Raw genomic sequence first — 21,026 nt, forward strand, 5'->3', positions numbered from 1 at the left:
TGGCTAGGTGCTCAAGACCTGGGGTGAAAGCTCCTTGAGCATCGCGTTGGCCCAGCGCATCTGCCGCAACGACTGCGGGTGGCACCGTTGCGTCAACGCGACGAGATCGTGGTCGTTGACTGCGAATGCGCCCTGGGCCAGCAGCTCCCAATCCAACGACACGCCCGCCGCGAGCCGATGCGCTCGTCGCAGATCGGCAAGCAGGAGGACACCGGGTTCGGGCCGGCGGCCGGCGCGATCGCTCAGCCAAAATTGCACCTGTTCGGTCAGCGCCGTCGTGCGGGGATGTTCGTTCATCCGCGCCCCGTATCGCGCGCCTGTCTGCGCGATCAATGCTATGTGCTCACGCGACCACACGGCGAGATCCACCGCAACGTGGTGGACCCCGTGGTCGTTGTGGTGGCGTGCCGCGATCGAGTTCAGGGAACGTGCGAGCCGCAGCTCGGATCGATGGAGTTCACGCATCGCGAGGGCTAATTTCATCTGCGTTTCCCCGTCATCGGTGCCGACGCCGTCGCCGTGGGGGCGACAGCGGGCCCCGAGACGCCGCGGATCCGCCTTACCCGGGCGGCCGCGGTCTTGAAGATGGGTTGCTTGGACACCGGATCCCAATCGGTGAGTGTCAGTTCGTTCGCGGCCCGGTGATGCCCCGTGTGTGGTGCGACGTCCCAGTATCCGTAGTGGAACGGGACGAAGACGACGCCGTCTCGGATGCCGCTGATCCGGCACTGCACCTGGATCGTGCCGCGTGGGGTCGTCACCTCGACGACGTCCCCCTCGGCGATTCCCGCAGCTGAGCTGTCGGCCGGCGACATCTCCACCCAGGGTTGGGGTGCGGCCCGGTTCAGCTCGGGAGAGCGGCCGGTCTTTGTGCGGGTGTGGAATTGGTAGAGGGTTCGTCCGGTGATGAGCACGAAAGGATATTGCGCGGTGGGAGGTTCGTGCGCTTCGAGATAATCGGCTGCCTTGATGACAGCGCGTCCTTCGGGGTTCATCGCGCGGTATTCCGTCGGTTCCAGCGGTGTACCGGTGACCAGATCCTTGCCGTACGCCTCGCAGTAGTCAGGTGTCGCCCAGAATCGGCCGTCCGCGTAAAGACGCTCGGTTCCGTTCGGATGTTCGGTGTTGCAAGGCCATTGGATGCCGCCGCGCTCACGGAGCAGGTCGTAGCTCAGGCCCGTGTAGTCGCAGGGTCGTCCTGCGCTGCATGTCTTCCAGGCGTCGAATGCCGACTCGGCATCGGTCCACGGTGGCAGCCGCGCACCGTCTTTGTCCCGAAAATCCATCCGGCGCGCATAGTCGAGAAAGATGTCGAGGTCGGCTCTCGCCTGACCGGGAGGATCGATCGCACGCTCGGAGAGGTGCACGGTGCGATCGGCATTGGTGAAGGTGCCGAGCTTTTCCCCCCATCCGGCGGCCGGCAGCACCACGTCAGCGAGATCGGTCGTCTCCGTGGCGAACATGTCCTGTGCGACGACGAACAACCGCTCCTGGGTCAGGATGTTGCGTATGCGACGGAGGTCGGGCAGGGACACCGCGGGGTTGGTCGCGCTGATCCACAGCATGCGGAGGGTGCCTTGTTCGGCATAACGAAACATCTGCATCGCGTGGGTCGGCGGGGCGTAGTGCGGGATCTGACCCGGGTCGACGTTCCATACGCGGGCCAAGTCAGCGATGTGACTGTCGTTGGCCCAGTTGCGGAATCCGGCCAGGTCCCCGTCAGCGCCGCACTCTCGGGTGTTCTCCGCGGTGGGTTGGCCGTTCATCTGCAGGACGCCGCAGCCCGGCCTCCCGAGCATGCCGCGAACCAAATGGATGTTGTTGACCTGCACTGCCGCCGCGGTGGCTTGGTGGGATTGGTAGAAGCCCTGCAGCACCGTCGACATCAGCGCCGTTGCGGTGCCGATCAGCTCAGCCGCGCGCCGAATGTCATCGCCGGGGACCCGGCAGATTCCAGCCACCCGGTCGGGTGGAAACTCCTCGACGCGTTTGCGTAGTTCGTCGAAGCCCACGGTGTGGGCGTCGATGTAGTCGCTATCGATCCATCCATGGTCGATCAGCTGGTACAGCAGGCCGTTCATCAAAGCGACGTTGGTGCCCGGCAGCGGAGCGAGATGGACGTCGGCACGCTTCGCCACAGGTGTCATCCGCGGGTCGACACAGATCAACTTCGGTGGATCCGGCCCTTCGAGGCGGTCGAGCATCCTCATCCACAGCACCGTCTGGGTCTCGGCGACGTTGTGTCCGTAGAGCGCGAGGACGTCGGCGTGATCGACGTCGGTATAAGACCCGGGCTGGCCGTCGCAGCCGAACGACTCCTTGAGCGCTTCAGCGGCGGTGGCCGTACACAGCCTGGTGTTGCCGTCGACGTGGTTGGTGCCGATGGCGCCATGCGCGATCACGCCCAGTGTGTAGTACTCCTCAAGGAACAGTTGCCCGGAGGTGTAGAAGCCGATCGCAGCGGGGCCACAGGTGTCGAGAAGTTCGGTGCTGCGAGACACGATGACATCCATGGCCGTGTCCCAGTCGGTTGGTACGAGGCGGCCGTCCACGCGGATCCACGGTGTGGTGAGCCGGTCTGGGGAGGCATTGGCCCGCCATCCGAAGAGGTCTTTCGCGTCGACCCTGCCGTGATTCACCCGGTCCTCGGGCCGACCCCGGACGCCGACGATGCGTCCGTCCTGCGCGGCGATGTCGAGTGCATCGCCATTGGAATGCAATACCGATGCCGACCGAGTCCAGGTGACCTGCCCCGGATCGACGCCGTCGGCCAGGCGGCTGTTGATGCGCTGCGGCCAAAGTTCACCCCGGCCGTAAGGTGTTCGCTCACCCCATGGCGACGAGATGGGATCGCTGGCCACAGTGCCCGCTTACCCTGAGCCGATCCCGCGAAACGCGGCCCCACCCGCCCTGTTGCCGTGGCGACGAATAACGACGCCGATCGCGGGCAACAATGGGGCCATGGATTTCTACTCGGCGTACCGACACGGTTTCGTCCGCGTCGCGGCGTGCACGCAGCAGGTGGCCCTCGCTGATCCTGCGGCGAATGCCGCCGCGGTACTGGAGGTTGCGCGGGAATGCGATGCCGACAGCGTCGCGCTGGCGGTTTTCCCGGAGCTCACTCTGTCGGGCTATTCGATCGAGGACATCCTGCTTCAGGACGCATTGCTGGACGCCGTGAACGAGGCCGTGCTCGACGTGGTCGCGGGCAGCAGCAGCTTGATGACGGTCCTGGTGGTGGGCGCACCGTTGCGGTTCGGCCACCGCATCTACAACACGGCCGTCGTGATCCACCGCGGCCGGGTGTTGGGGGTCGTTCCCAAGTCCTACCTGCCGACCTACCGAGAGTTCTACGAGCGCAGGCAGGTGGCTGCCGGTGACGACGTGCGTGGCGTGTTGCGCATCGGGGACGTGGACGTGCCGTTCGGTCCGGACCTGCTCTTCGCCGCAACGGACCTGCCCGGATTCGTGCTTCACGTCGAGATCTGCGAGGACATGTTCATGCCGATCCCGCCCAGCGCGGAGGCGGCATTGGCCGGAGCGACCGTCCTGGCCAACCTCTCGGGCAGCCCGATCACCATCGGCCGCGCGGAGGATCGCACGCTGCTGGCCCGTTCGGCGTCGTCCCGGTGCCTGGCTGCCTACATCTATGCCGCGGCGGGCGAGGGGGAGTCCACCACTGACCTGGCCTGGGACGGCCAAACCATGGTGTGGGAGAACGGTGTCTGCCTGGCTGAGTCGGAACGGTTTCCGTCGGGCGCTCGGCGTTCCGTCGCCGACGTCGACCTGGAACTGCTGCGCGCCGAGCGGTTGCGGATGGGCACATTCGACGACAACCGTGTCCATCACGGCATCACCGCAGACGACTACCGGCGCGTCGAATTCCTCCTCGACCCGCCGCCCGGTGATATCGGACTGCGCCGCGAGGTGGAGCGTTTTCCCTTCGTGCCGGCGGATTACTCACGGCTGCAGCAAGATTGCTACGAGGCCTACAACATCCAGGTGTCCGGCCTGGAGCAGCGGCTGCGGGCGATCGGCTCACCGAAGATCGTCATCGGGGTGTCGGGTGGTCTCGACTCGACACATGCGCTGATCGTTGCAGCCCGTGCGATGGACCGGTTGGGCCGGCCACGCAGCGACATCCTGGCGTTCACGCTTCCGGGCTTCGCCACCGGAGATCGGACGAAGGGCAATGCGGTTCGCCTCGGCGAGACGCTCGGAGTCACGTTCTCGGAGATCGACATCAGGGAGACGGCGCAGCTGATGCTCGCCGAGATGGACCACCCGTTCGCCCGTGGTGAGAAGGTCTACGACATCACGTTCGAGAACGTGCAGGCCGGTCTGCGCACCGACTACCTGTTCCGGTTGGCCAATCAGCGCGGCGGGATCGTGCTCGGCACCGGTGACCTCTCAGAGCTCGCCCTCGGCTGGTCCACCTACGGGGTAGGCGACCAGATGTCGCACTACAACGTCAACGGGGGTGTCCCGAAAACGTTGATCCAACACCTGATCCGGTGGGTGATCTCCTCGGAGCAGTTCGACGAGGCGGTCAACGAGGTGCTGCAATCCGTGCTCGATACGGAGATCAGCCCCGAGCTGGTTCCCGCGGGCGAGGACGAGGAGATTCAGAGCAGCCAGGACAAGGTGGGTCCCTATGTGCTGCAGGACTTCTCGTTGTTCCAGGTGTTGCGATTCGGTTTCCGGCCGTCAAAGGTCGCGTTTCTCGCATGGCATGCGTGGAGTGACGCTGCCAAGGGAGACTGGCCACCCGGGATCCCGGAGGATCAACGACCTGCTTACTCGCTGAAGGAGATTCGGCACTGGCTGCAGGTCTTTGCCCAGCGGTTCTACTCGTTCTCTCAGTTCAAGCGCTCGGCGCTGCCCAACGGACCCAAGGTGTCGCACGGGGGGTCGCTGTCGCCGCGCGGGGACTGGCGCGCACCGTCGGACATGTCGGCGCGCACCTGGCTCGACGAAATCGAGAAGTCGATTCCCGCGGAGTAGGTGGCGCTCCCGCGAGACCGCGCCCGCTACAGCCTGCCGTCGATCCGCAGGTCGGGATGCACCCAGTCCGGCGACCGGCGCTCCTTGAATGCCATGAAGCCCTCGATGGATTCGGGCGCGCCGAGGCTGGCCTGCATCCCGATCCGGTCGTAGAGGCCGATGTAGTCGTCGATGCTCGACTTGATGACCGACCTGGCCTTGGGCGCGGTCCTGCAGCAGGCAGCCAGGATGTCGCGCGCCGTCTGTTGCAGATCGTCGTGCGGGACGATCCGCGCGACCATGCCCCACTCGTGGGCCTCGGCGGCCGTCAGGGTCCGCCCGGTGAACATCAGGTCGCGGGTGCGCACCGGACCGATCAACCGGGCGAGCATGTGGCTGTAGTACGTATCGGCGATGCCGCGGTACAGCTCGGGAACGCGGAAGGTGGCACGGTCGCTGACGACCGCCATGTCGGCGCACAGCGCGATCTGCAGACCCCCGCCCTGGCAGAGCCCGTTGACGGCCGCCACGACCGGCTTGGCCGACTGACGAAGCGTGTCGAATGGCAGCGCGTCCATGCCGAGGGCGGGGCCGAACGTCATCCAGTTGTCCGCGCCGCCGCCACCCATGTCGCCGCCCGGCGCGAAGACGTCTCCCGTGCCGGTGATGAGCAGGCCAGCCAGGTCCGGGTCGGCCTCCACGTGCTTGACGGCGTACTTGATGCCGAAGTACATCGCCGGGCTCATCGCGTTGCGCGCCTCCGGCCGGTCCAGCCGGCACACCCCGAACGGGCCCTCGCGGGTGAAGTGGAGGTAGGGCGTCCCGAGCCAATCGCCTTCCGGGGGGCGGGGGGCGGTGGTCATCGTGTGGTTCTCCCGTCGCCTCAGGACGCTCCCATGACGTCCTCGATGGCCTCACTGTAAGGCGCACAGTCGCCGGCTCCGTGGGCCAGTGTCGCGAGCGCGCCTGCCGCGCATGCGCGGGCCAGCGCGTATTCGACTCCGTCGGGCCAGCTGGCCGCCAAGACACCGGCGAACACGTCGCCCGCACCGGTGGTGTCCACCGCTTCCACGTCGGGCGACGCGACGTCGAAGCGCTGTTCGCCGATATGCCGAGCGCCTTCGGATCCTCGCGTGACGACCAGGTGAGGCACCGCTCGCCCGGTCCACGGGGCAGCCTCCTCCTCGTTGACGACGACGACGTCGAACAGGTCCGCCAACGCGGCCGGGTCCTGGGGGGTGGGTGATGCGTTGAGGATGGCCACGGCTCCCGACGAGCGTGCGATCCGGGCCGCGGCTACGGCGGTGTCGACCGGTATCTCCAGCGAGACCAGTACCACGTCGCTGTCGGCGACCACGGCCTGGACAGCCCGCGAGCTGAGGCTCAGGTGGCCATTGGCGCCCGGCGCGACCACGATGCAGTTCTCGGCCCGGGCGTCGACGAGGATCGTGGCCGAGCCGCTGGGACCGGGGATCTCGACGACGCCGTCGAGGCCGACGCCGTTGGTGGTCAGATGTGTCCGCAGTTGGTGGGCCGCGCCGTCGGTGCCCAGCGCCGCCACGAGTTGGACAGCCGCACCTGCGCGCGCGGCCGCCACCGCCTGATTGCCGCCCTTGCCGCCCGGCGACGACAATAGCGAGGACGCGAGGATGGTCTCGCCGGGCCGCGGCAGGGACTCCACGGTGAACGTCAGATCGGCGTTGACGCTGCCCACCACGCAGAGTCTGGTTGCCATGACCGTCCAACCTAGTGGGCTTGTACGCTAGACACGTGTCGAACTGATCGGGCACGTTCGATACGCTGGCCTGATGAGTGTCCAGGCACCCTCCGTCCCCGACCTGCGCGCGCAGGTTCACGACGCCGCGCGCCGTGCGCGGACCGCGTCGCGCGGACTGGCGACACTGAGCACCGAGATCAAGAATCGCGCGCTGCGCACGGCCGCCGACCAGGTCTTGCTGAACACCCGCACCATCCTGGAAGCCAACGAGGCCGATCTCGACGTGGCGCGCGCCGCAGGGACGCCCCCGGCGATGCTCGACCGGCTTGCGCTGAACCCGTCCCGGGTCGAGGGGATCGCCGACGGACTGCGGCAGGTGGCCGGGCTCCCCGATCCGGTCGGTGAGGTGCTGCGCGGTCGGACGCTGATCAACGGGCTGCAGCTGCGCCAGCAGCGCGTTCCGCTCGGGGTGGTCGGGATCGTCTACGAGGGACGCCCCAACGTCACCGTCGACGCGTTCGGTCTGACGCTGAAGTCCGGCAATGCCGTTCTGCTGCGCGGTAGTTCGTCCGCAGCCAACTCGAACACCGCTCTGGTGAATGCCCTGCGCGCAGCGTTGGCCACGGAGGGACTCGACGTCGACGCGGTGCAGTTGCTCCCCAGCGACGACCGGTCGAGCGTCACGCATCTGATTCAGGCGCGCGGGCTCGTCGACGTCGTGATCCCGCGCGGTGGTGCCGGTCTGATCGATGCCGTCGTGCGGGATGCGCAGGTGCCGACCATCGAGACCGGTGTGGGCAATTGTCATGTCTACGTTCACGAGTCGGCCGACCTCGACATGGCCGAAGCCATCCTGTTGAACGCCAAGACGCGCCGGCCCAGCGTGTGCAACGCCGCCGAGTCACTGCTGATCGACGCCGCCATCGCCGATGTGGCAGTGCCCAGGCTCACCGATGCGCTGCACGCGGCAGGCGTGACCGTGCACGCCGACCCGACCGAGGACGAACTGCGCGCCGAATTCCTGTCGATGGACATCGCCCTGGCGGTCGTCGACGGGATCGACGCGGCCATCGCCCACATCAACGAATACGGCACCGGCCACACCGAAGCCATCGTCACGACGAACCACGCTGCCGCGCAACGCTTCACCGAACGGGTGGACGCCGCCGCGGTGATGGTGAACGCGTCCACCGCGTTCACCGACGGCGAGCAGTTCGGTTTCGGCGCCGAGATCGGCATCTCCACCCAGAAGTTGCATGCCCGAGGCCCCATGGGTCTTCCCGAACTGACATCGACCAAATGGATCGTGTGGGGCGACGGCCACACCCGACCGGCCTGAGCCTGAGGAGAAACTTTGAGCGTCCCCGCGCCTACGGAGCCGCTGTTCGCCGACATCGACGATGTCGCACGCCGATTGGCGGAGACCGGCTACCTTCCGGACACCGCCACGGCAACCGCCGTGTTCCTCGCCGACCGGCTGGGCAAGCCGCTGCTGGTCGAGGGTCCCGCAGGTGTCGGCAAGACCGAGCTGGCCCGCGCGATCGCACAATCGACGGGATCGGGCTTGGTCCGGCTGCAGTGCTACGAGGGGGTCGATGAGTCCCGCGCACTGTACGAGTGGAACCACGCCAAGCAGATCCTGCGCATCCAGGCCGGCAGTGTCGCATCTGCCGGCTCAACCGGCGGCGACTGGGACCAGACGCGCGACGACGTCTTCTCCGAGGAGTTCCTCCTGACCCGTCCGCTGCTCACCGCGATCCGGCGCACCGATCCCACCGTGCTCCTGATCGACGAGACCGATAAGGCCGACATCGAGATCGAGGGCCTGCTGCTGGAAGTCCTCAGCGATTTCGCGGTGACGGTGCCGGAGCTGGGTACGATCACCGCCGAACGCAAACCTCTGGTGGTGCTGACGTCGAACGCGACGCGTGAGCTCTCCGAGGCTCTCAAGCGTCGATGCCTGTTTCTGCACATCGACTTCCCCGACGCCGAGCTCGAGCGGCGCATCCTGCTCTCCCGGGTTCCCGAGCTGCCCGAACGCCTCGCCGAAGAATTGGTGCGCATCATCGGCGTGATGCGCGGAATGGCGTTGAAGAAATTGCCGTCGGTCGCCGAGACCATCGACTGGGGCCGCACGCTGCTGGCCCTGGGCATGGACACCATCGACGACGAGGTGATTGCTGCGACGCTGGGTGTGGTCCTCAAGCACCAGTCGGACCAGGTCAAAGCCGCCGGGGAGCTGAGGCTCAACTGATGCCGCCCCGACGTACCCGCCCACAACAGCCCCTGGCGCCCCACGGAATTCCCGGCCACCTGGTCGAGTTCGTGGAAGCCCTTCGTGGGCAGGGCATTTCGGTGGGTCCGTCGGAGACGGTCGATGCCGGCCAGGTGATGGCCACCCTAGGCCTGGCCGACCGCAGCGTACTTCGCGAAGGTCTGGCGTGCGCGGTGCTGCGCCGGTCCGATCACCGCGAGACGTATAACGCGCTGTTCGACCTGTACTTCCCGGCCGCACTCGGTGCCAAGACCGTGCTCGAGGATGACGTCGACGACGAAGGCCTGCCGCCCGAGGACATCGAGGCGTTGCGCGACGCACTGGTGCAGATGCTCACCGACAACCAGGAGTTCGCGAACGTCGACGAACGCCTGGCGGCGATGATCGCCCAGATCGTCGAGGCGTACGGCCGATACAACTCAAGCCGTGGGCCGTCGTACTCCTCGTATCAGGCGCTCAAGGCGATGAGCCTCGACGATCTGGAGGGCAGGCTGCTTGCCGGTCTGCTCGCCCCGTACGGCGACGAACCCACCCCGACGCAGGAGCAGATCGCCAAAGCCCTTGCCGCCCAGCGGATCGCGCAACTACGCAAGATGGTCGAGGGGGAGACCAAACGGCGTACGGCCGAGCAGCTGGGACGTGATCACGTCCAGATGTACGGCGTGCCCCAGCTCGCCGAAAACGTCGAGTTCCTCCGCGCCTCGGGCGAGCAACTGCGCCAGATGCGTCGCGTCGTCGGTCCGCTGGCTCGGACACTGGCCACCCGTCTGGCTGCGCGCCGTCGACGCTCCCGGGCCGGGGAGATCGACCTGCGCAAGACGCTGCGCAAGTCGATGTCGACCGGCGGAGTGCCTATCGACGTGGTGCTCAAGAAGCCGCATCCGGCCAGGCCCGAGCTTGTGGTGCTGTGCGATGTGTCGGGGTCGGTCGCCGGCTTCAGTCACTTCACGCTGCTGCTGGTCCACGCGCTGCGTCAACAGTTCTCCCGGGTGCGCGTCTTCGCGTTCATCGACACCACCGACGAGGTCACCGAGCTGTTCGGCCCCGACGCCGATCTCGCCGTCGCGGTGCAGCGCATCACCCGAGAAGCGGCGGTCTACACCCGTGACGGACACTCCGACTACGGCCACGCGTTCGTGTCGTTCCTCGACAAGTTCCCGAATGTCCTGTCGCCGCGCAGCTCGCTGCTCGTCCTCGGCGACGGCCGCAACAACTATCGCAATCCCGAGACGGACCTTTTGGCCCACATGGTCAACGCCAGCAGGCACGCGCACTGGCTGAATCCAGAGCCGAGGCATCTCTGGGGCAGTGGCGATTCGGCGGTTCCGCGCTATGAGGACGTCATCACGATGCATGAGTGCCGTTCTGCCAAGCAGCTCGCCTCGGTCATCGACGCGCTGCTGCCCGTCTAGTTTCCGAGGTACGTGCTGTGTCGCGTTGGCGATGACGCGGCGGGTACCCCTGAGCATTGCGCATGTCGCGCGTCAACCTGGGTGTCTCCTGTCAGCTTTACTGGGTATTTCCTGTCAGTCGGCAAACAATATTGACGCTGTTCACCCATGCAATCAGCAGCGAATTGCCAGGAATCGACAAGGTTTCGAACAGCTTGGTCATCGTCGTCGGAAATCATCAAACTAGTTGGTTTGCAACGGGTTTCGGCCAATATGAACAACTGTCGAATGGCAGTGTGTCGTGTTACGGGCATTGTGATTTCGATGCGCGCAACAGGGTGGACGCTGCTAATCTAGCAATGCCTGAACAACCAATACTCGGACACTCATGTCCCTCCGATCGAAGGAGAAGCTATGGCGAAGCACGCCAAAGCGCCCGTCCACGGCGTGACGAAGCTGGGTGCCGTCGGCCTGGGGTCGTTCCTGATGGCCGCAGCTTTCTCCGGGCTGAGCGCGGGCACTGCGAGCGCCGACATCCAGGAGATCGCTCCCGGCCCGCAGGTGACGAGCAGGCAGGCCTCGGAGAACGCGGTCATCCGGATCAACGACTTCGGCGTCGCCCGCGGCATCTCGGAGGCGCGCCTCGGAGATGCCGGCGAGGTTTCCGCCACCGGCAGCAGCTCGACCGAGGTCCGCGACACCAGCAAGGCCGTCGTCGGCACCAAGGCCTCACCCTTCGAGGGTGAGTACCCGGTCGGCCCGCCCATCGGCGACTTCTGATCGCCTGACCGACGCTCGGTTCTGAGCCGGTCGTCACGCCAGCGTCAGCGTTACCGCTCCGCCTTTCGGATCGGCATCGGCCACCAACGACCACGGCGCGCGGAAGATCCGTCCCGGCGCCGCAGGCCAGGGGGTGCGCTTCGTGGCGAGGACCTTTCCGTCCTGCACGGCGCGCAGCTTGGGTAGCCTGCGGTATTCGTCGGTCCAGAGCAGCAGGTCGCCGCGGGCGGGCACGCCGCCGTCGGAGGAGAGCAGCTGCGGTGTCACCCACCTGAACGGTGCTTCGGCTCGGATCGGCGCACCCGACGTGCTTGCGGGGAGGTCGTCGCCGCGGCGCAGCCACGCCCTCACCGCTGATGCGGCGTGGCGCCCGTCGAGTGCCGCCCCGTCGGCGGTGTCCACCGGATGCAGCAGGTTTCCCACCGCGAAGACCCCAGCACGGCTCGTTCGCAGTGCAGCGTCCACGACGGGCCCCCGGGTGGCCCGGTCGATCTGCAGCCCCGCGGTCCGGGCCAGTTCGTGGTCGGGTATCCAATCCCCGGTGAACACAACTGTGTCGCAAGGGATTTCGCGGCGCGCACCCGAGCCGATGTCTTCGACCGTCACCGACCGCACGCGGTGCTTCCCGTGGATGCCGACGAGCCTGCTGCCGGTCATGACGGGCCCGTCCATCAGCAGGCGGCCTGCCGAGCGGAACGCCGCATACGCCTCGGCACGGGGATATCCGCTGACCATGGCCACCGTCGCGCAGCCGGCTTCCCGCAGGGTCAGCACTGCCGACCAGCTGACCAGTTCGGCGCCGATGATCACCGCTCGGCGACCCACCTCGGTGTGATGCAGGTGGACCAGGTTCTGCAGCTGACCGGTGGTGTAGACGCCCTCGGGTCGATCACCGGGTACGAGCCGGGCGGGTCGGGGCCGTTCGCGCGCACCCGTGGCGAGGACGACGGCGTCGGCGGTCACGGTGCGGACCCCGCGCGGCGACGTCACCTGCATGACGCGATCGCCGGCCCAACCGGTGACCATCGCCTCCGTCTCCAGTGTGGCGCCTGCGTCGATCGCCGAGTTCGTGAGGCGACGCGCATAGCTCGGCCCGGAGATGAAGCGGTGCAGGTCCCGCATGCCGTAGCCGAGATGGTCGCTGTGTCGCGGAATGCCGCCGGTGTGGGATTCCCGCTCCAGGACGAGCACCTCGCCGTCGATGTGGGGCGCAAGTGCTGCGGCGGCGGTCAGCCCGGAGGGCCCGCCACCGACGATGGCCACGGCGACGTCGCTCATCGTGTCACCCCGGCCTGCAGCAGCGCCTGGGTGTTTGCCCCGCAGTAGAACCCCTGGCAGCGTCCGTTCATCACGCGGGTTCGCCGCCGCAACCCGTCGAGGTCGGCCGGCGGGATGGGGGAGTCGAAGGTGTCACGGATCTCGCCCGCGCTGACGCGCTCGCAGAAGCAGACGATCCGGCCGTACTCGGGATCGGAGCCGACGCGTCCGCCGTCCTGGTACGGGCGTACCCCGGCTTCGCCGATATTGGGCATCTGCGGAGGTGAGGGCAGAGGGTGACGTTCGGTGACGTCGACGCCGGCCTCGGCGAGGAGTCCCGTGACGTACTCGGCGATCGCCATCCCCGAAGTCAGCCCGGTGGAACGGATTCCGCCGACAAGGACGTAATGCTGCTCGGCGTCGAGATCGATGAGGTAGTCATCGTGCTCGGTGGAGGCACGCAGTCCTGCGTAACTCGCCGTGATCTCCTCGTCGAAGAGGGTGGGCATCAGCGCACGGCCCTTGGACACCAGGAACTCGAAGCCGTCTTCGGAAGTTCCTGTCGCCGTGCGGTCTTCGAGGTTTTCCGACGTCGGGCCGACCATCACATTGCCGTAGATGGTCGGGCTGACGAGGACGCCCTTTCCCCGTGACGACGGAACGGCCAGCACGATCAGCGGCGCCATGGGCCTGGCGAGTTTGTCGAACACCAACAGCTCACCGCGGCGCGGAATCACGGTGAAACGCCGATAGCCGAACTCGTTGTCCAGGCGGTCGGCGCCCAGGCCGGCGGCGTTGATGATCCACCGCCCCTGCACGGAGCCCGCGGTGGTGTGCAACGTCGTCGCATCGGCGCCCGCGACGACGTTCGTGACGCGGGCGCCACGCAGCAGACGTGCACCGCGTGCGACCGCGTCGGTGGCCAGGGCCAGGTTCGTGGTCCACGTGCAGATGATCGATTCCCCTGGCACAGTCAAGCCGCCCAGCGCGCCGGGCCCCAGATCGGGCACGCGACGATAGACCTCGTCGGAGTCGACGATCGCGCAGGCGTGATAGCCGTTGGCTTCGGCCTTTTCCTTGAGTCGCGGAAGTGCGTCGGCCTCTTCGTCGGTCCACGCGACCAGCATCGCTCCCGTGTGCTCGACGGGGATGCCGGTCTGCGTGGCGTACTCGCTCAGCAGCTGATAGCCGCGGGCGACGAGTCGGGACTCCAGGGTGCCCGGCTTCGAGTCGAATCCGGTGTGCAGCAACGCCGTATTGGCCTTGCTGGTGCCGTCGCCGACGTCGTTGCGGGCTTCCACCAGCGTGACAGAAAGTTCGGTACCGGCCAGCGCCCTGGCGATCGCGCAGCCGACGATTCCGGCGCCGACCACGACGACATCCGATATCACGCCGAAACCTCCTGTGCCAAAGTGCTTTCTGCGGCGCGCCGCCAACGATCGAGAAATTCCGCGGCCCGATCGGCGGGCCAGCGGGGCTCGTAGGTGTGCCGGGGTGACCACGTACTGACCGCCTCGGACGGGGTGATGCCGGGTTCGAGCGCCAGCCGTGCGCACGCGGCTGCGCCCAACGCGGTCGCGTGCATGGACGGGTACACGTCGACGGGCATCTGAGCCAGATCGGCTTGGGCCTGCATCAGCGAGGCCGAGCGGGTCAGGCCTCCGTCCACCCGCAACCGTGTTAGTGGGCTTCCCAGGTCGGCGGCGACGAGATCGGTCAGCGCGGTGACCTGCGCCGCCACCCCTTCCACAAGCGCCCTCACCAGGTGGCCCCGGCCGCTGGACAGTGTCATCCCGGCGAACGACGCCGTCGCCCGGGAATCCCACCACGGGGCGGCGAGCCCGGCGAGGGCGGGAACGCAGACGACCCCCTCACTGGATTCGGCTGCGGCAGAGTCGATCTGATCCGCAGAGGGGACCAGCCCGAGGTCGACGGCCCACCGGATCGCCGATGCGGCGGTGTAGACCTGACCATCGATGCAGTACGACGTGTCGCCGCGCAGGCGCCAGGCCGCCGAGGTGGTCAGCCCGGACGTCGAACGCACCGGGGTCGAACCCAGCTGAGCCAGCAGGAAGGCCCCCGTGCCGTAGGTGCATTTCGCGGATCCCGCCGTCAGGCAGCTTTCGGCGAGCAACGCGGCCTGTTGGTCGACGATCAGCCCCGCGACGGGCAGTTCGGGTCCGAAAACCCGGGTGGTGCCGACGATCTCGTCGCTGCCGACGATGTCCGGCATCGCTTCGCCGGCGAGCCCGAAGAAGGACAGCAGCTCGTCGTCCCACGCCAGGGGGTCCAGCGTCGTCACCAGTGATCTGCTGGCCGTCGATGCGTCGGTGACGAATGCGCCGCACATCCGGTGCACCAGCCAGGTATCGGTGGTGGTCACCACCCCGTCGCGGGTCAGGTTGGCGCGCAGCCAGGCCATCTTGGGCGCGGAGAAGTAGGGGTCGAGCACCAGCCCGGTACGTCGGGCCAGCTCATCGGCGTGGTCGGCGAGCGCAGCGCAGAGCGATTCGGCCCGGCGATCCTGCCAGACGATGGCGGGGGACAGAGGCTGTCCGGTAGTCCGGTCCCATGCCAGGACGGTTTCCCCCTGGTTCGCCAGTGCGACCGCGGCCACCGAAACCCCGGCCTGCTCGATGGCCCGACGGCCTGCCGCAACGACGGAATCGAACAGCGCCTCGGGGTCCTGCTCGACACCGCCGCCGGACAGATACTCGGGCCGCAGGGGGACCTCCGCTGTGGCGACCACCCGGCCCGTGTCGTCCACGACGACCGCCTTGGTGCCCGAGGTGCCCTGGTCGACAGCCAGGATGTGCTGCATCGCTTGTCCCGTCATTCCCTGAATTCAGCGTCGATCGAGTGCATGTCCGGCATCGACAGACCATGCTTGCCCCGTCTGATGAGCAGGTATGCCAGGTATGCCGCTCCGATGGCGACCATGACGAGCACGTAGAGCCAGGCTTCCTTGAACGCGGCGTCGCGGAACAACGCCAGTTCGAACGCGAGCCACACGACAGCGACGACGAGGACCGGGATCTCCCATGCCCCGAGATCGAACTTCCCCGATACGGGCAGCGTCTTGCGTTTGACCAGATACAGCACCACGGTCGAGGCGTACATGACGGCGGGGAGCAGCGTCGCCGCACCGAAAAGGGTGAACAGGGCGGTCTCGGAGTGGGCGAACACCGCCAGGATCAACTGGGCCAGGAAGAAGTACAGCAGTGTGGCTTTCAGCGGGGTGTGGAACCTCGGCGAGATCTGGTTCCACTGCTGCCACCCCGGGAACCGCTGGTCGCGCGACATCGCCCAGGTCACGCGGACGCCGGTGATCATGATGACCAGGCCGCAGGCGAAGATCGCCAGGACCACCATCAGCAGCAGCAGTGTGGCAACCGCGGAACCCAGTGTCCTGTCGATGACGTCGGCGATCGGGGTTCCCGATACTGCGAGGGCCACGGGATCTCCTGCCGCCAGGGTGACCGCGATGATGAACAGAAAGCCCAGCACGCCGGACGCGAGCACGGCTTGCCACATGGCCCGCGGCACCACGCGCTCGGGGTCGTGGGTCTCCTCGGCGAGGTTGGCGGCCGACTCGAATCCGACGATCGTGAAGGCGCCGAGCAGGAATCCGAGCATCCAGGGGCCGGCCGAGGTGAGGTCGCCGAAGCTCCAGTACCCCTCGCTCGGGATCGCACCTGTGCTGAACAGGTTGGAGAAGTCCATGTCGCCGCGGATCGCGGCCACGACGAGGAGGAGAACCGTCAGGGCGGCCATGCCGATCAGTTCGAGGGTCACCAGGCTGTTGTTGACCCGCTCGGCCCACGGCGTCGAGAGCGCCACGAGAAGCGCCTGGCCGGTCAACACGGCCGCGGTCATGATCCACGCGATGGTCGCCGTGCTCTCGTAGTTCAGCAGGACGGGCAGGATCGTCGACGCGATCGTGTAATCCACCGCGACCACGACGATGGCCAGGAACGTGAACGAGATCCATCCGATGATCCAGCCCAGGATCGGATTGGCCAGCCGGGACATCCACTGGTAGTGGTAGCCGGTCACCGGGATCCGTGCGGCGAGCGCGCCGAGCACGAACGCGACGGCGAGTTGTCCGACGACGGCGATGGGCCACGTCCAGATGCCTGCGGGGCCCGAGCTGTTGAGCACCGCGCCGTAGGTGGTGAAGATGCCGGTCGCGATGGAGACGAACGCGAAGGCAACGGCGAACGACGCGAATTTTCCGGTCCGTCGCTCCAACGACTGGGTGTAGCCGAACTGGGCGAGATCAGCGGAATCGCTGCGCGATGACTGGTCGGACATGTTCAACTCTCCGTCTGGACGATGGTATAGACCATGTGGTTGAACCAAAGTATCGGACAGCTCGGGTTATGCGTCAACGAAATCACAAAGTGTTTACACAGCACTTGTGACAACCGAAGTCGACTTACGTCGCTACGCTGCAGGGATGCCCTCTGGCACGCCCCTGTACATGACGATCGCCGCGGACGTCCGCGACCGCATCGACACCGAACAGATGGGTCCGCACACCCTGCTCCCTTCCGAGCGTGAGTTGGCCGAGCACCACAAAGTCAGCCGCATGACGGCCCGGCAGGCCTTGTCGCTGCTGGAGAGTGAGGGCGTCGTCTACCGGAAGCCGCCGCGGGGCACGTTCGTCGCCGAGCCGCGGGTGCGGTTCCATGTCGGCAGCTTCTCGGAAGAGGTCGCGCGCATGGGGCGCCGGCCCGCCGCGCAACTGCTGTGGGCCGAGCATCAGGTCGCCACCCCCGCGGTGCGCCGCGCGCTCGGCCTGGACGACGGTGCGGCTGTGCACGTGTTCCACCGGTTGCGCACCGTGGACGACGTGCCGTTCGCACTGGAGACGACGTTCCTGCCCGCCGCGTTGACGCCGGGCATCCTCGACGAGACCGACGACGGTTCGCTGTGGGCGGTGTTGCGCTCCCGCTACGGGATCGAGCTGGCACGGTCGACCGCGGTACTCGAATCGATCGTGCTGGACGACGCGTCGAGCATGCAGCTGGGTGTGCGTGCCGGGTCCGCAGGGACGCTGCTCACCCGCAACACCGTCGACAACACGGGCCGGTGCGTCGAGTACGCCCGCGACGTCTACCGCGCCGACCGCGCCGCCTTCGAGGTCTCCGAGGTTCTGAAGTCCCAGCGGCTCTCCGCGGTCTGAGTTGGCCGGAGGCCATCGTGACACTCCCGTAAGCTCGCTATTCGTGCAATCAGGCGGGCGACGTCGGCTAGGTGTGATGGGTGGGACCTTCGATCCCATCCACAACGGGCACCTTGTCGCGGCCAGCGAGGTCGCCGCACTGTTCGACCTCGACGAGGTGGTGTTCGTCCCTACCGGCCAGCCGTGGCAGAAACGCAGTCGCACCGTCACTGCCGCCGAGGACCGGTACCTGATGACGGTGATCGCGACGGCCTCCAATCCGCGCTTCTCGGTCAGCCGGGTCGACATCGACCGCGGCGGAGCGACCTACACCAAAGACACACTGCGCGATCTGCACGATCAGAACCCCGACGCCGACCTCTACTTCATCACCGGCGCCGACGCGCTCGCCTCGATCCTGTCGTGGCAGAACTGGGAGCAGATGTTCTCGATCGCCCGGTTCGTGGGTGTCAGCAGGCCGGGGTACGAACTCGACGGCAAGCACATCGCGGCCGCCATGGCCGAGTTGCCCCCCGACGCGCTGCACCTGGTCGAAGTGCCCGCTCTGGCGATCTCGTCGACCGACTGCCGCGTCCGCGCCGAACAGTCGCGGCCCATCTGGTACCTGGTGCCCGACGGCGTCGTGCAATACGTCGCGAAACGAAACCTCTACAGCAAGACCCCCGCAGGTGAAGGAGACCGCCCCTGACCGCCACAGCAGAAGCCATCGACATGGCCACCGTCGCCGCGCGGGCGGCGGCGGCCAAGCTCGCCGAGGACATCGTCGTCATCGACGTCTCCGGTCAGCTCGTCATCACCGACTGCTTCGTCATCGCGTCCGGAAACAATGACAGGCAGGTCAACGCGATCGTCGACGAGGTCGAGGAGAAGATGCGGCGCGCCGGCTACAAACCCGCGCGGCGCGAGGGCACCCGCGAGGGCAGGTGGACCCTGCTCGACTACGTCGACATCGTCGTGCACATCCAGCACCAGGACGAGCGCAATTTTTATGCGCTGGACAGACTTTGGCGTGACTGCCCGACGGTTCCCGTGGATCTCGCCGGCACAGAGGACGCGGAGGACTCGGAATGACGATCCGGCGGCTGGTCATGCTGCGGCACGGACAGACCGAGTACAACGCGGGCAGCCGGATGCAGGGCCAACTCGACACCGACCTCAGCGACCTCGGTCGCGAGCAGGCCGTGGCCGCCGCCGAGTCACTCGCGAAACGCCAACCGCTGCTGATCGTCTCGTCGGATCTGCGGCGCGCCCTCGACACCGCCGTCGCGCTCGGCGACCGCTCCGGTCAGCCCGTCAGCATCGATACCCGGTTGCGCGAGACGCACCTGGGGGACTGGCAGGGCATGACGCACCTCGAGGTCGACGCGGTGGCTCCCGGCGCCAGACTCGCGTGGCGCGAAGACGCGCGGTGGTCTCCTCACGGCGGGGAGAGCCGCGTCGACGTCGCCGAACGCAGCCTGCCGCTGGTGCGGGAAATCGTTGCCCAGCAGCCAGAGTGGGGTGTCATCGATTCGGACCGGCCGGTGGTTCTGGTTGCGCACGGAGGTCTGATCGCCGCGCTGACCGCGGCGCTGCTGGGGCTTCCCGTCGACAGCTGGCCGGTGCTCGGCGGGATGGGCAACGCGAGCTGGGTACAGCTGGCGGGGCATACCCGCGCCGACGGCGATCCTGCCTCGTTCGAGGACATCCGCTGGCGTCTCGATGTGTGGAACGCCTCCGCGCAGGTCGCCAACGATGTCCTCTAGGGCCGACTCCGGTCGCAGAACCTTGCTGGTCTTCTGCGATTCGCTGTCGTACTACGGACCGACCGGCGGGCTGCCTTCCGACGATCCCCGCATTTGGCCGAATCTCGTTGCAGAACAGTTGGACTGGGATGTCGAGGTCATCGGCCGCATCGGGTGGACCAGCCGCGACGTGTGGTGGGCCGCCACGCAGGACCCGCGTTCGTGGGCGGCGCTGCCCAGGGCCGGCGCCGTGATCTTCGCGACGTCGGGCATGGATTCTCTGCCGTCGCCGCTGCCCACCGCCCTGCGCGAACTCATCCGCTACGTCCGTCCGCCGCGGGCGCGGCGGTGGGCCCGTGACGGGTACGGGTGGCTGCAGCCCCGACTGTCGCCGATCGCGCGACCCGCGCTTCCCCCGCACTTGACGGCCGAGTATCTCGAAATGACCAGAGCCGCCATCGACTTCAACCGACCGGGGATCCCGGTCGTGGCATCGCTGCCGTCGGTGCACATCGCTGCGACATACGGGATGTCGCACCGGGGCCGGCCGGGAACCGTCGCCGCCATCACCCGCTGGGCAGCCGAACGCGATGTGCCGCTGGTCGACCTGAAAGCCGCCGTCGGCGAGGAAGTGATGAGCGGCAGGGGTAACCCCGACGGCATTCACTGGAACTTCGAAGCGCATCAGGCCGTCGCCGACCTGATGCTCAAGGGACTGGCCGAGGCGGGAGTGCAAGTGTCCGCCTCGGACGGTTGACAAGCCGCACATGCCGGTCGTCGTGGTCAGCGACTCGTCGTCGCGCCTGCAATCCGATGAACGCAAGCGGTGGGACATCCGCGAGGTTCCGCTGCACGTACTGGTCGACGGGACCGATCTGCGTGACGGTATCGACGAGATCCCGTTCGACATCCACGACCGTCCGAAGGTGACGACAGCGGGTGCCTCGCCCGCCGAACTCGTCGACACCTATCGTCAGGCGCTCGCCGACAGCGGCGGGGACGGCGTTGTCGCGGTACATCTTTCGGCCGCGCTGTCGAGCACCTACAGCGCGGCCGCGACCGCGGCGCGGGAGTTCGGGGCGTCGGTGCGGGTCGTCAATTCGCGTTCGGCCGCCATGGGCGTCGGGTTCGTCGCCAAGGCCGCCGCCGCGCGTGCGGCCGCCGGTGGCGACATCGACGCTGTCGAGGCCGCGGCACGATCGGCGTTGACCCGCTCACACGTCTTTCTGGTCGTCCACCGTCTGGACAACCTTCGCCGTAGTGGGCGGATCCGCACCACGGCGTCATGGCTGGGAACGGCACTGGCATTGAAACCGTTGCTGTGTCTCGACGTCGACGGGCGGCTCGTGCTGGACCAACGCATTCGCACCGTGAGCAAGGCGCACGCCGCGCTGATCGAGCGTGTCGCGGAGGTGGTGGGTGAGCGGGCCGCCGATGTCGTCGTCCATCACGTCGACAACCACGACGCCGCCGACCAGCTCGGCGCCGCACTGACACAACGACTTCCGCAGCTCTCGTCCCTCACCGTCGCCGACATGGGCCCGGTGTTGTCGGTGCATGTCGGCGGCGGTGCTGTCGGCGTCGCTGTCCAGGTGGCTCCCGCATGACGAAAGGGGCGCCTCCGAGGAGGCGCCCCTTTTGGTTCGTCGATCAGCGAACTTGTGCTGGACTGTCCGCTCAGCGGACTTGTGCTGGACTGTCCGCTCAGCGG

At 67.2% G+C, this 21,026-nt stretch carries 19 protein-coding genes; 11 read left to right on the plus strand and 8 right to left on the minus strand.

Going from position 1 to position 21,026, the window contains the following annotated elements:
• Nucleotides 1-3: 3 nt before the first annotated feature.
• Entirely contained in the window at nucleotides 4-483 is a 480-nt protein-coding gene (locus tag ACAG24_RS15720) for a hypothetical protein (RefSeq protein ID WP_370473772.1), read from the minus strand.
• Nucleotides 480-2,861, minus strand: coding sequence for a molybdopterin oxidoreductase family protein (locus ACAG24_RS15725; protein WP_370473771.1), 2,382 nt, complete (start codon nucleotides 2,859-2,861; stop codon nucleotides 480-482). The genes ACAG24_RS15720 and ACAG24_RS15725 overlap by 4 nt, the downstream gene beginning before the upstream one ends.
• A gap of 100 nt (nucleotides 2,862-2,961) precedes the next feature.
• Here ACAG24_RS15725 and ACAG24_RS15730 point away from each other — a divergent pair, with 100 nt between their 5' ends.
• Entirely contained in the window at nucleotides 2,962-5,004 is a 2,043-nt protein-coding gene (locus tag ACAG24_RS15730; RefSeq protein WP_370473770.1) for an NAD(+) synthase, read from the plus strand.
• A 26-nt stretch (nucleotides 5,005-5,030) separates the two neighbouring features.
• On the opposite strand, the gene ACAG24_RS15735 is transcribed toward ACAG24_RS15730, so the two are convergent.
• Together ACAG24_RS15735 and ACAG24_RS15740 are read right to left on the minus strand one after the other, a co-directional pair.
• Complete coding sequence (locus tag ACAG24_RS15735) at nucleotides 5,031-5,846, minus strand: enoyl-CoA hydratase/isomerase family protein (protein WP_370473769.1); 816 nt, start codon at nucleotides 5,844-5,846, stop codon at nucleotides 5,031-5,033.
• Nucleotides 5,847-5,866: 20 nt separating this feature from the next.
• Entirely contained in the window at nucleotides 5,867-6,718 is an 852-nt protein-coding gene (locus ACAG24_RS15740) for a ribokinase (RefSeq protein ID WP_370473768.1), read from the minus strand.
• A 73-nt stretch (nucleotides 6,719-6,791) separates the two neighbouring features.
• Here ACAG24_RS15740 and ACAG24_RS15745 point away from each other — a divergent pair, with 73 nt between their 5' ends.
• The 4 genes from ACAG24_RS15745 to ACAG24_RS15760 all read left to right on the plus strand — a co-directional run bounded on the left by ACAG24_RS15745 (nucleotide 6,792) and on the right by ACAG24_RS15760 (nucleotide 11,146).
• Entirely contained in the window at nucleotides 6,792-8,039 is a 1,248-nt protein-coding gene (locus ACAG24_RS15745) for a glutamate-5-semialdehyde dehydrogenase (RefSeq protein ID WP_370473767.1), read from the plus strand.
• 15 nt (nucleotides 8,040-8,054) lie between these two features.
• Nucleotides 8,055-8,954 carry an AAA family ATPase gene (locus tag ACAG24_RS15750; protein ID WP_370473766.1) on the plus strand — a complete coding sequence of 300 codons (900 nt, stop codon included), beginning with the start codon at nucleotides 8,055-8,057 and terminating at the stop codon, nucleotides 8,952-8,954.
• Nucleotides 8,954-10,387: a vWA domain-containing protein gene (locus ACAG24_RS15755; RefSeq protein WP_370473765.1), complete on the plus strand. Its 1,434-nt coding sequence runs from the start codon at nucleotides 8,954-8,956 to the stop codon at nucleotides 10,385-10,387. Before ACAG24_RS15750 ends, ACAG24_RS15755 begins: the two co-directional genes overlap by 1 nt.
• Nucleotides 10,388-10,780: 393 nt before the next feature.
• Nucleotides 10,781-11,146, plus strand: coding sequence for a hypothetical protein (locus ACAG24_RS15760; protein ID WP_370473764.1), 366 nt, complete (start codon nucleotides 10,781-10,783; stop codon nucleotides 11,144-11,146).
• Between the two features lie 33 nt (nucleotides 11,147-11,179).
• Here the strand turns inward: ACAG24_RS15760 and ACAG24_RS15765 are convergent, their stop codons facing one another.
• From ACAG24_RS15765 to ACAG24_RS15780, 4 genes are read right to left on the minus strand one after another with little or no spacing between them, the layout of a single operon-like run.
• Nucleotides 11,180-12,424 carry an NAD(P)/FAD-dependent oxidoreductase gene (locus tag ACAG24_RS15765; RefSeq protein WP_370473763.1) on the minus strand — a complete coding sequence of 415 codons (1,245 nt, stop codon included), beginning with the start codon at nucleotides 12,422-12,424 and terminating at the stop codon, nucleotides 11,180-11,182.
• Nucleotides 12,421-13,794: an NAD(P)/FAD-dependent oxidoreductase gene (locus ACAG24_RS15770; RefSeq protein ID WP_370473762.1), complete on the minus strand. Its 1,374-nt coding sequence runs from the start codon at nucleotides 13,792-13,794 to the stop codon at nucleotides 12,421-12,423. Before ACAG24_RS15770 ends, ACAG24_RS15765 begins: the two co-directional genes overlap by 4 nt.
• On the minus strand, nucleotides 13,791-15,224 hold the full coding sequence (locus tag ACAG24_RS15775; RefSeq protein ID WP_370473872.1) for an FGGY family carbohydrate kinase: 1,434 nt from the start codon (nucleotides 15,222-15,224) through the stop codon (nucleotides 13,791-13,793). Before ACAG24_RS15775 ends, ACAG24_RS15770 begins: the two co-directional genes overlap by 4 nt.
• Before the next feature lie 11 nt (nucleotides 15,225-15,235).
• Nucleotides 15,236-16,717, minus strand: coding sequence for an amino acid permease (locus tag ACAG24_RS15780; RefSeq protein ID WP_370473761.1), 1,482 nt, complete (start codon nucleotides 16,715-16,717; stop codon nucleotides 15,236-15,238).
• A 145-nt stretch (nucleotides 16,718-16,862) separates the two neighbouring features.
• Here ACAG24_RS15780 and ACAG24_RS15785 point away from each other — a divergent pair, with 145 nt between their 5' ends.
• From ACAG24_RS15785 to ACAG24_RS15810, 6 genes are read left to right on the plus strand one after another with little or no spacing between them, the layout of a single operon-like run.
• Nucleotides 16,863-17,591 (plus strand): GntR family transcriptional regulator, encoded by a 729-nt coding sequence (locus ACAG24_RS15785; RefSeq protein WP_370473760.1) that lies wholly within the window; start codon nucleotides 16,863-16,865, stop codon nucleotides 17,589-17,591.
• Nucleotides 17,592-17,634: 43 nt separating this feature from the next.
• Nucleotides 17,635-18,279 carry a nicotinate-nucleotide adenylyltransferase gene (gene nadD / locus ACAG24_RS15790; RefSeq protein WP_370473759.1) on the plus strand — a complete coding sequence of 215 codons (645 nt, stop codon included), beginning with the start codon at nucleotides 17,635-17,637 and terminating at the stop codon, nucleotides 18,277-18,279.
• Nucleotides 18,276-18,662 carry a ribosome silencing factor gene (rsfS, locus tag ACAG24_RS15795; RefSeq protein WP_370473871.1) on the plus strand — a complete coding sequence of 129 codons (387 nt, stop codon included), beginning with the start codon at nucleotides 18,276-18,278 and terminating at the stop codon, nucleotides 18,660-18,662. The genes nadD and rsfS overlap by 4 nt, the downstream gene beginning before the upstream one ends.
• Nucleotides 18,659-19,336: a glucosyl-3-phosphoglycerate phosphatase gene (gene gpgP / locus ACAG24_RS15800; RefSeq protein ID WP_370473758.1), complete on the plus strand. Its 678-nt coding sequence runs from the start codon at nucleotides 18,659-18,661 to the stop codon at nucleotides 19,334-19,336. The genes rsfS and gpgP overlap by 4 nt, the downstream gene beginning before the upstream one ends.
• Entirely contained in the window at nucleotides 19,326-20,072 is a 747-nt protein-coding gene (octT, locus tag ACAG24_RS15805) for a diglucosylglycerate octanoyltransferase (protein ID WP_370473757.1), read from the plus strand. Before gpgP ends, octT begins: the two co-directional genes overlap by 11 nt.
• 10 nt (nucleotides 20,073-20,082) lie before the next feature.
• Nucleotides 20,083-20,922, plus strand: coding sequence for a DegV family protein (locus ACAG24_RS15810; protein ID WP_370473756.1), 840 nt, complete (start codon nucleotides 20,083-20,085; stop codon nucleotides 20,920-20,922).
• Nucleotides 20,923-21,026: the final 104 nt, after the last annotated feature.

Origin of the sequence: Mycobacterium bulgaricum, from assembly GCF_041287165.2 — a bacterium.
Classification (GTDB): domain Bacteria; phylum Actinomycetota; class Actinomycetes; order Mycobacteriales; family Mycobacteriaceae; genus Mycobacterium; species Mycobacterium bulgaricum.

Bases quoted from the DNA above. Each gene is read 5' to 3' on its own strand.
- ACAG24_RS15720 (WP_370473772.1), bottom strand. From the start codon at position 483: ATGAAATTAGCCCTCGCGATGCGTGAACTCCATCGATCCGAGCTGCGG.
- ACAG24_RS15730 (WP_370473770.1), top strand. From the start codon at position 2,962: ATGGATTTCTACTCGGCGTACCGACACGGTTTCGTCCGCGTCGCGGCG.
- ACAG24_RS15735 (WP_370473769.1), bottom strand. From the start codon at position 5,846: ATGACCACCGCCCCCCGCCCCCCGGAAGGCGATTGGCTCGGGACGCCC.
- ACAG24_RS15740 (WP_370473768.1), bottom strand. From the start codon at position 6,718: ATGGCAACCAGACTCTGCGTGGTGGGCAGCGTCAACGCCGATCTGACG.
- ACAG24_RS15745 (WP_370473767.1), top strand. From the start codon at position 6,792: ATGAGTGTCCAGGCACCCTCCGTCCCCGACCTGCGCGCGCAGGTTCAC.
- ACAG24_RS15755 (WP_370473765.1), top strand. From the start codon at position 8,954: ATGCCGCCCCGACGTACCCGCCCACAACAGCCCCTGGCGCCCCACGGA.
- ACAG24_RS15760 (WP_370473764.1), top strand. From the start codon at position 10,781: ATGGCGAAGCACGCCAAAGCGCCCGTCCACGGCGTGACGAAGCTGGGT.
- ACAG24_RS15765 (WP_370473763.1), bottom strand. From the start codon at position 12,424: ATGAGCGACGTCGCCGTGGCCATCGTCGGTGGCGGGCCCTCCGGGCTG.
- ACAG24_RS15775 (WP_370473872.1), bottom strand. From the start codon at position 15,224: ATGCAGCACATCCTGGCTGTCGACCAGGGCACCTCGGGCACCAAGGCG.
- ACAG24_RS15780 (WP_370473761.1), bottom strand. From the start codon at position 16,717: ATGTCCGACCAGTCATCGCGCAGCGATTCCGCTGATCTCGCCCAGTTC.
- ACAG24_RS15785 (WP_370473760.1), top strand. From the start codon at position 16,863: ATGCCCTCTGGCACGCCCCTGTACATGACGATCGCCGCGGACGTCCGC.
- gpgP (WP_370473758.1), top strand. From the start codon at position 18,659: ATGACGATCCGGCGGCTGGTCATGCTGCGGCACGGACAGACCGAGTAC.
- octT (WP_370473757.1), top strand. From the start codon at position 19,326: ATGTCCTCTAGGGCCGACTCCGGTCGCAGAACCTTGCTGGTCTTCTGC.
- ACAG24_RS15810 (WP_370473756.1), top strand. From the start codon at position 20,083: ATGCCGGTCGTCGTGGTCAGCGACTCGTCGTCGCGCCTGCAATCCGAT.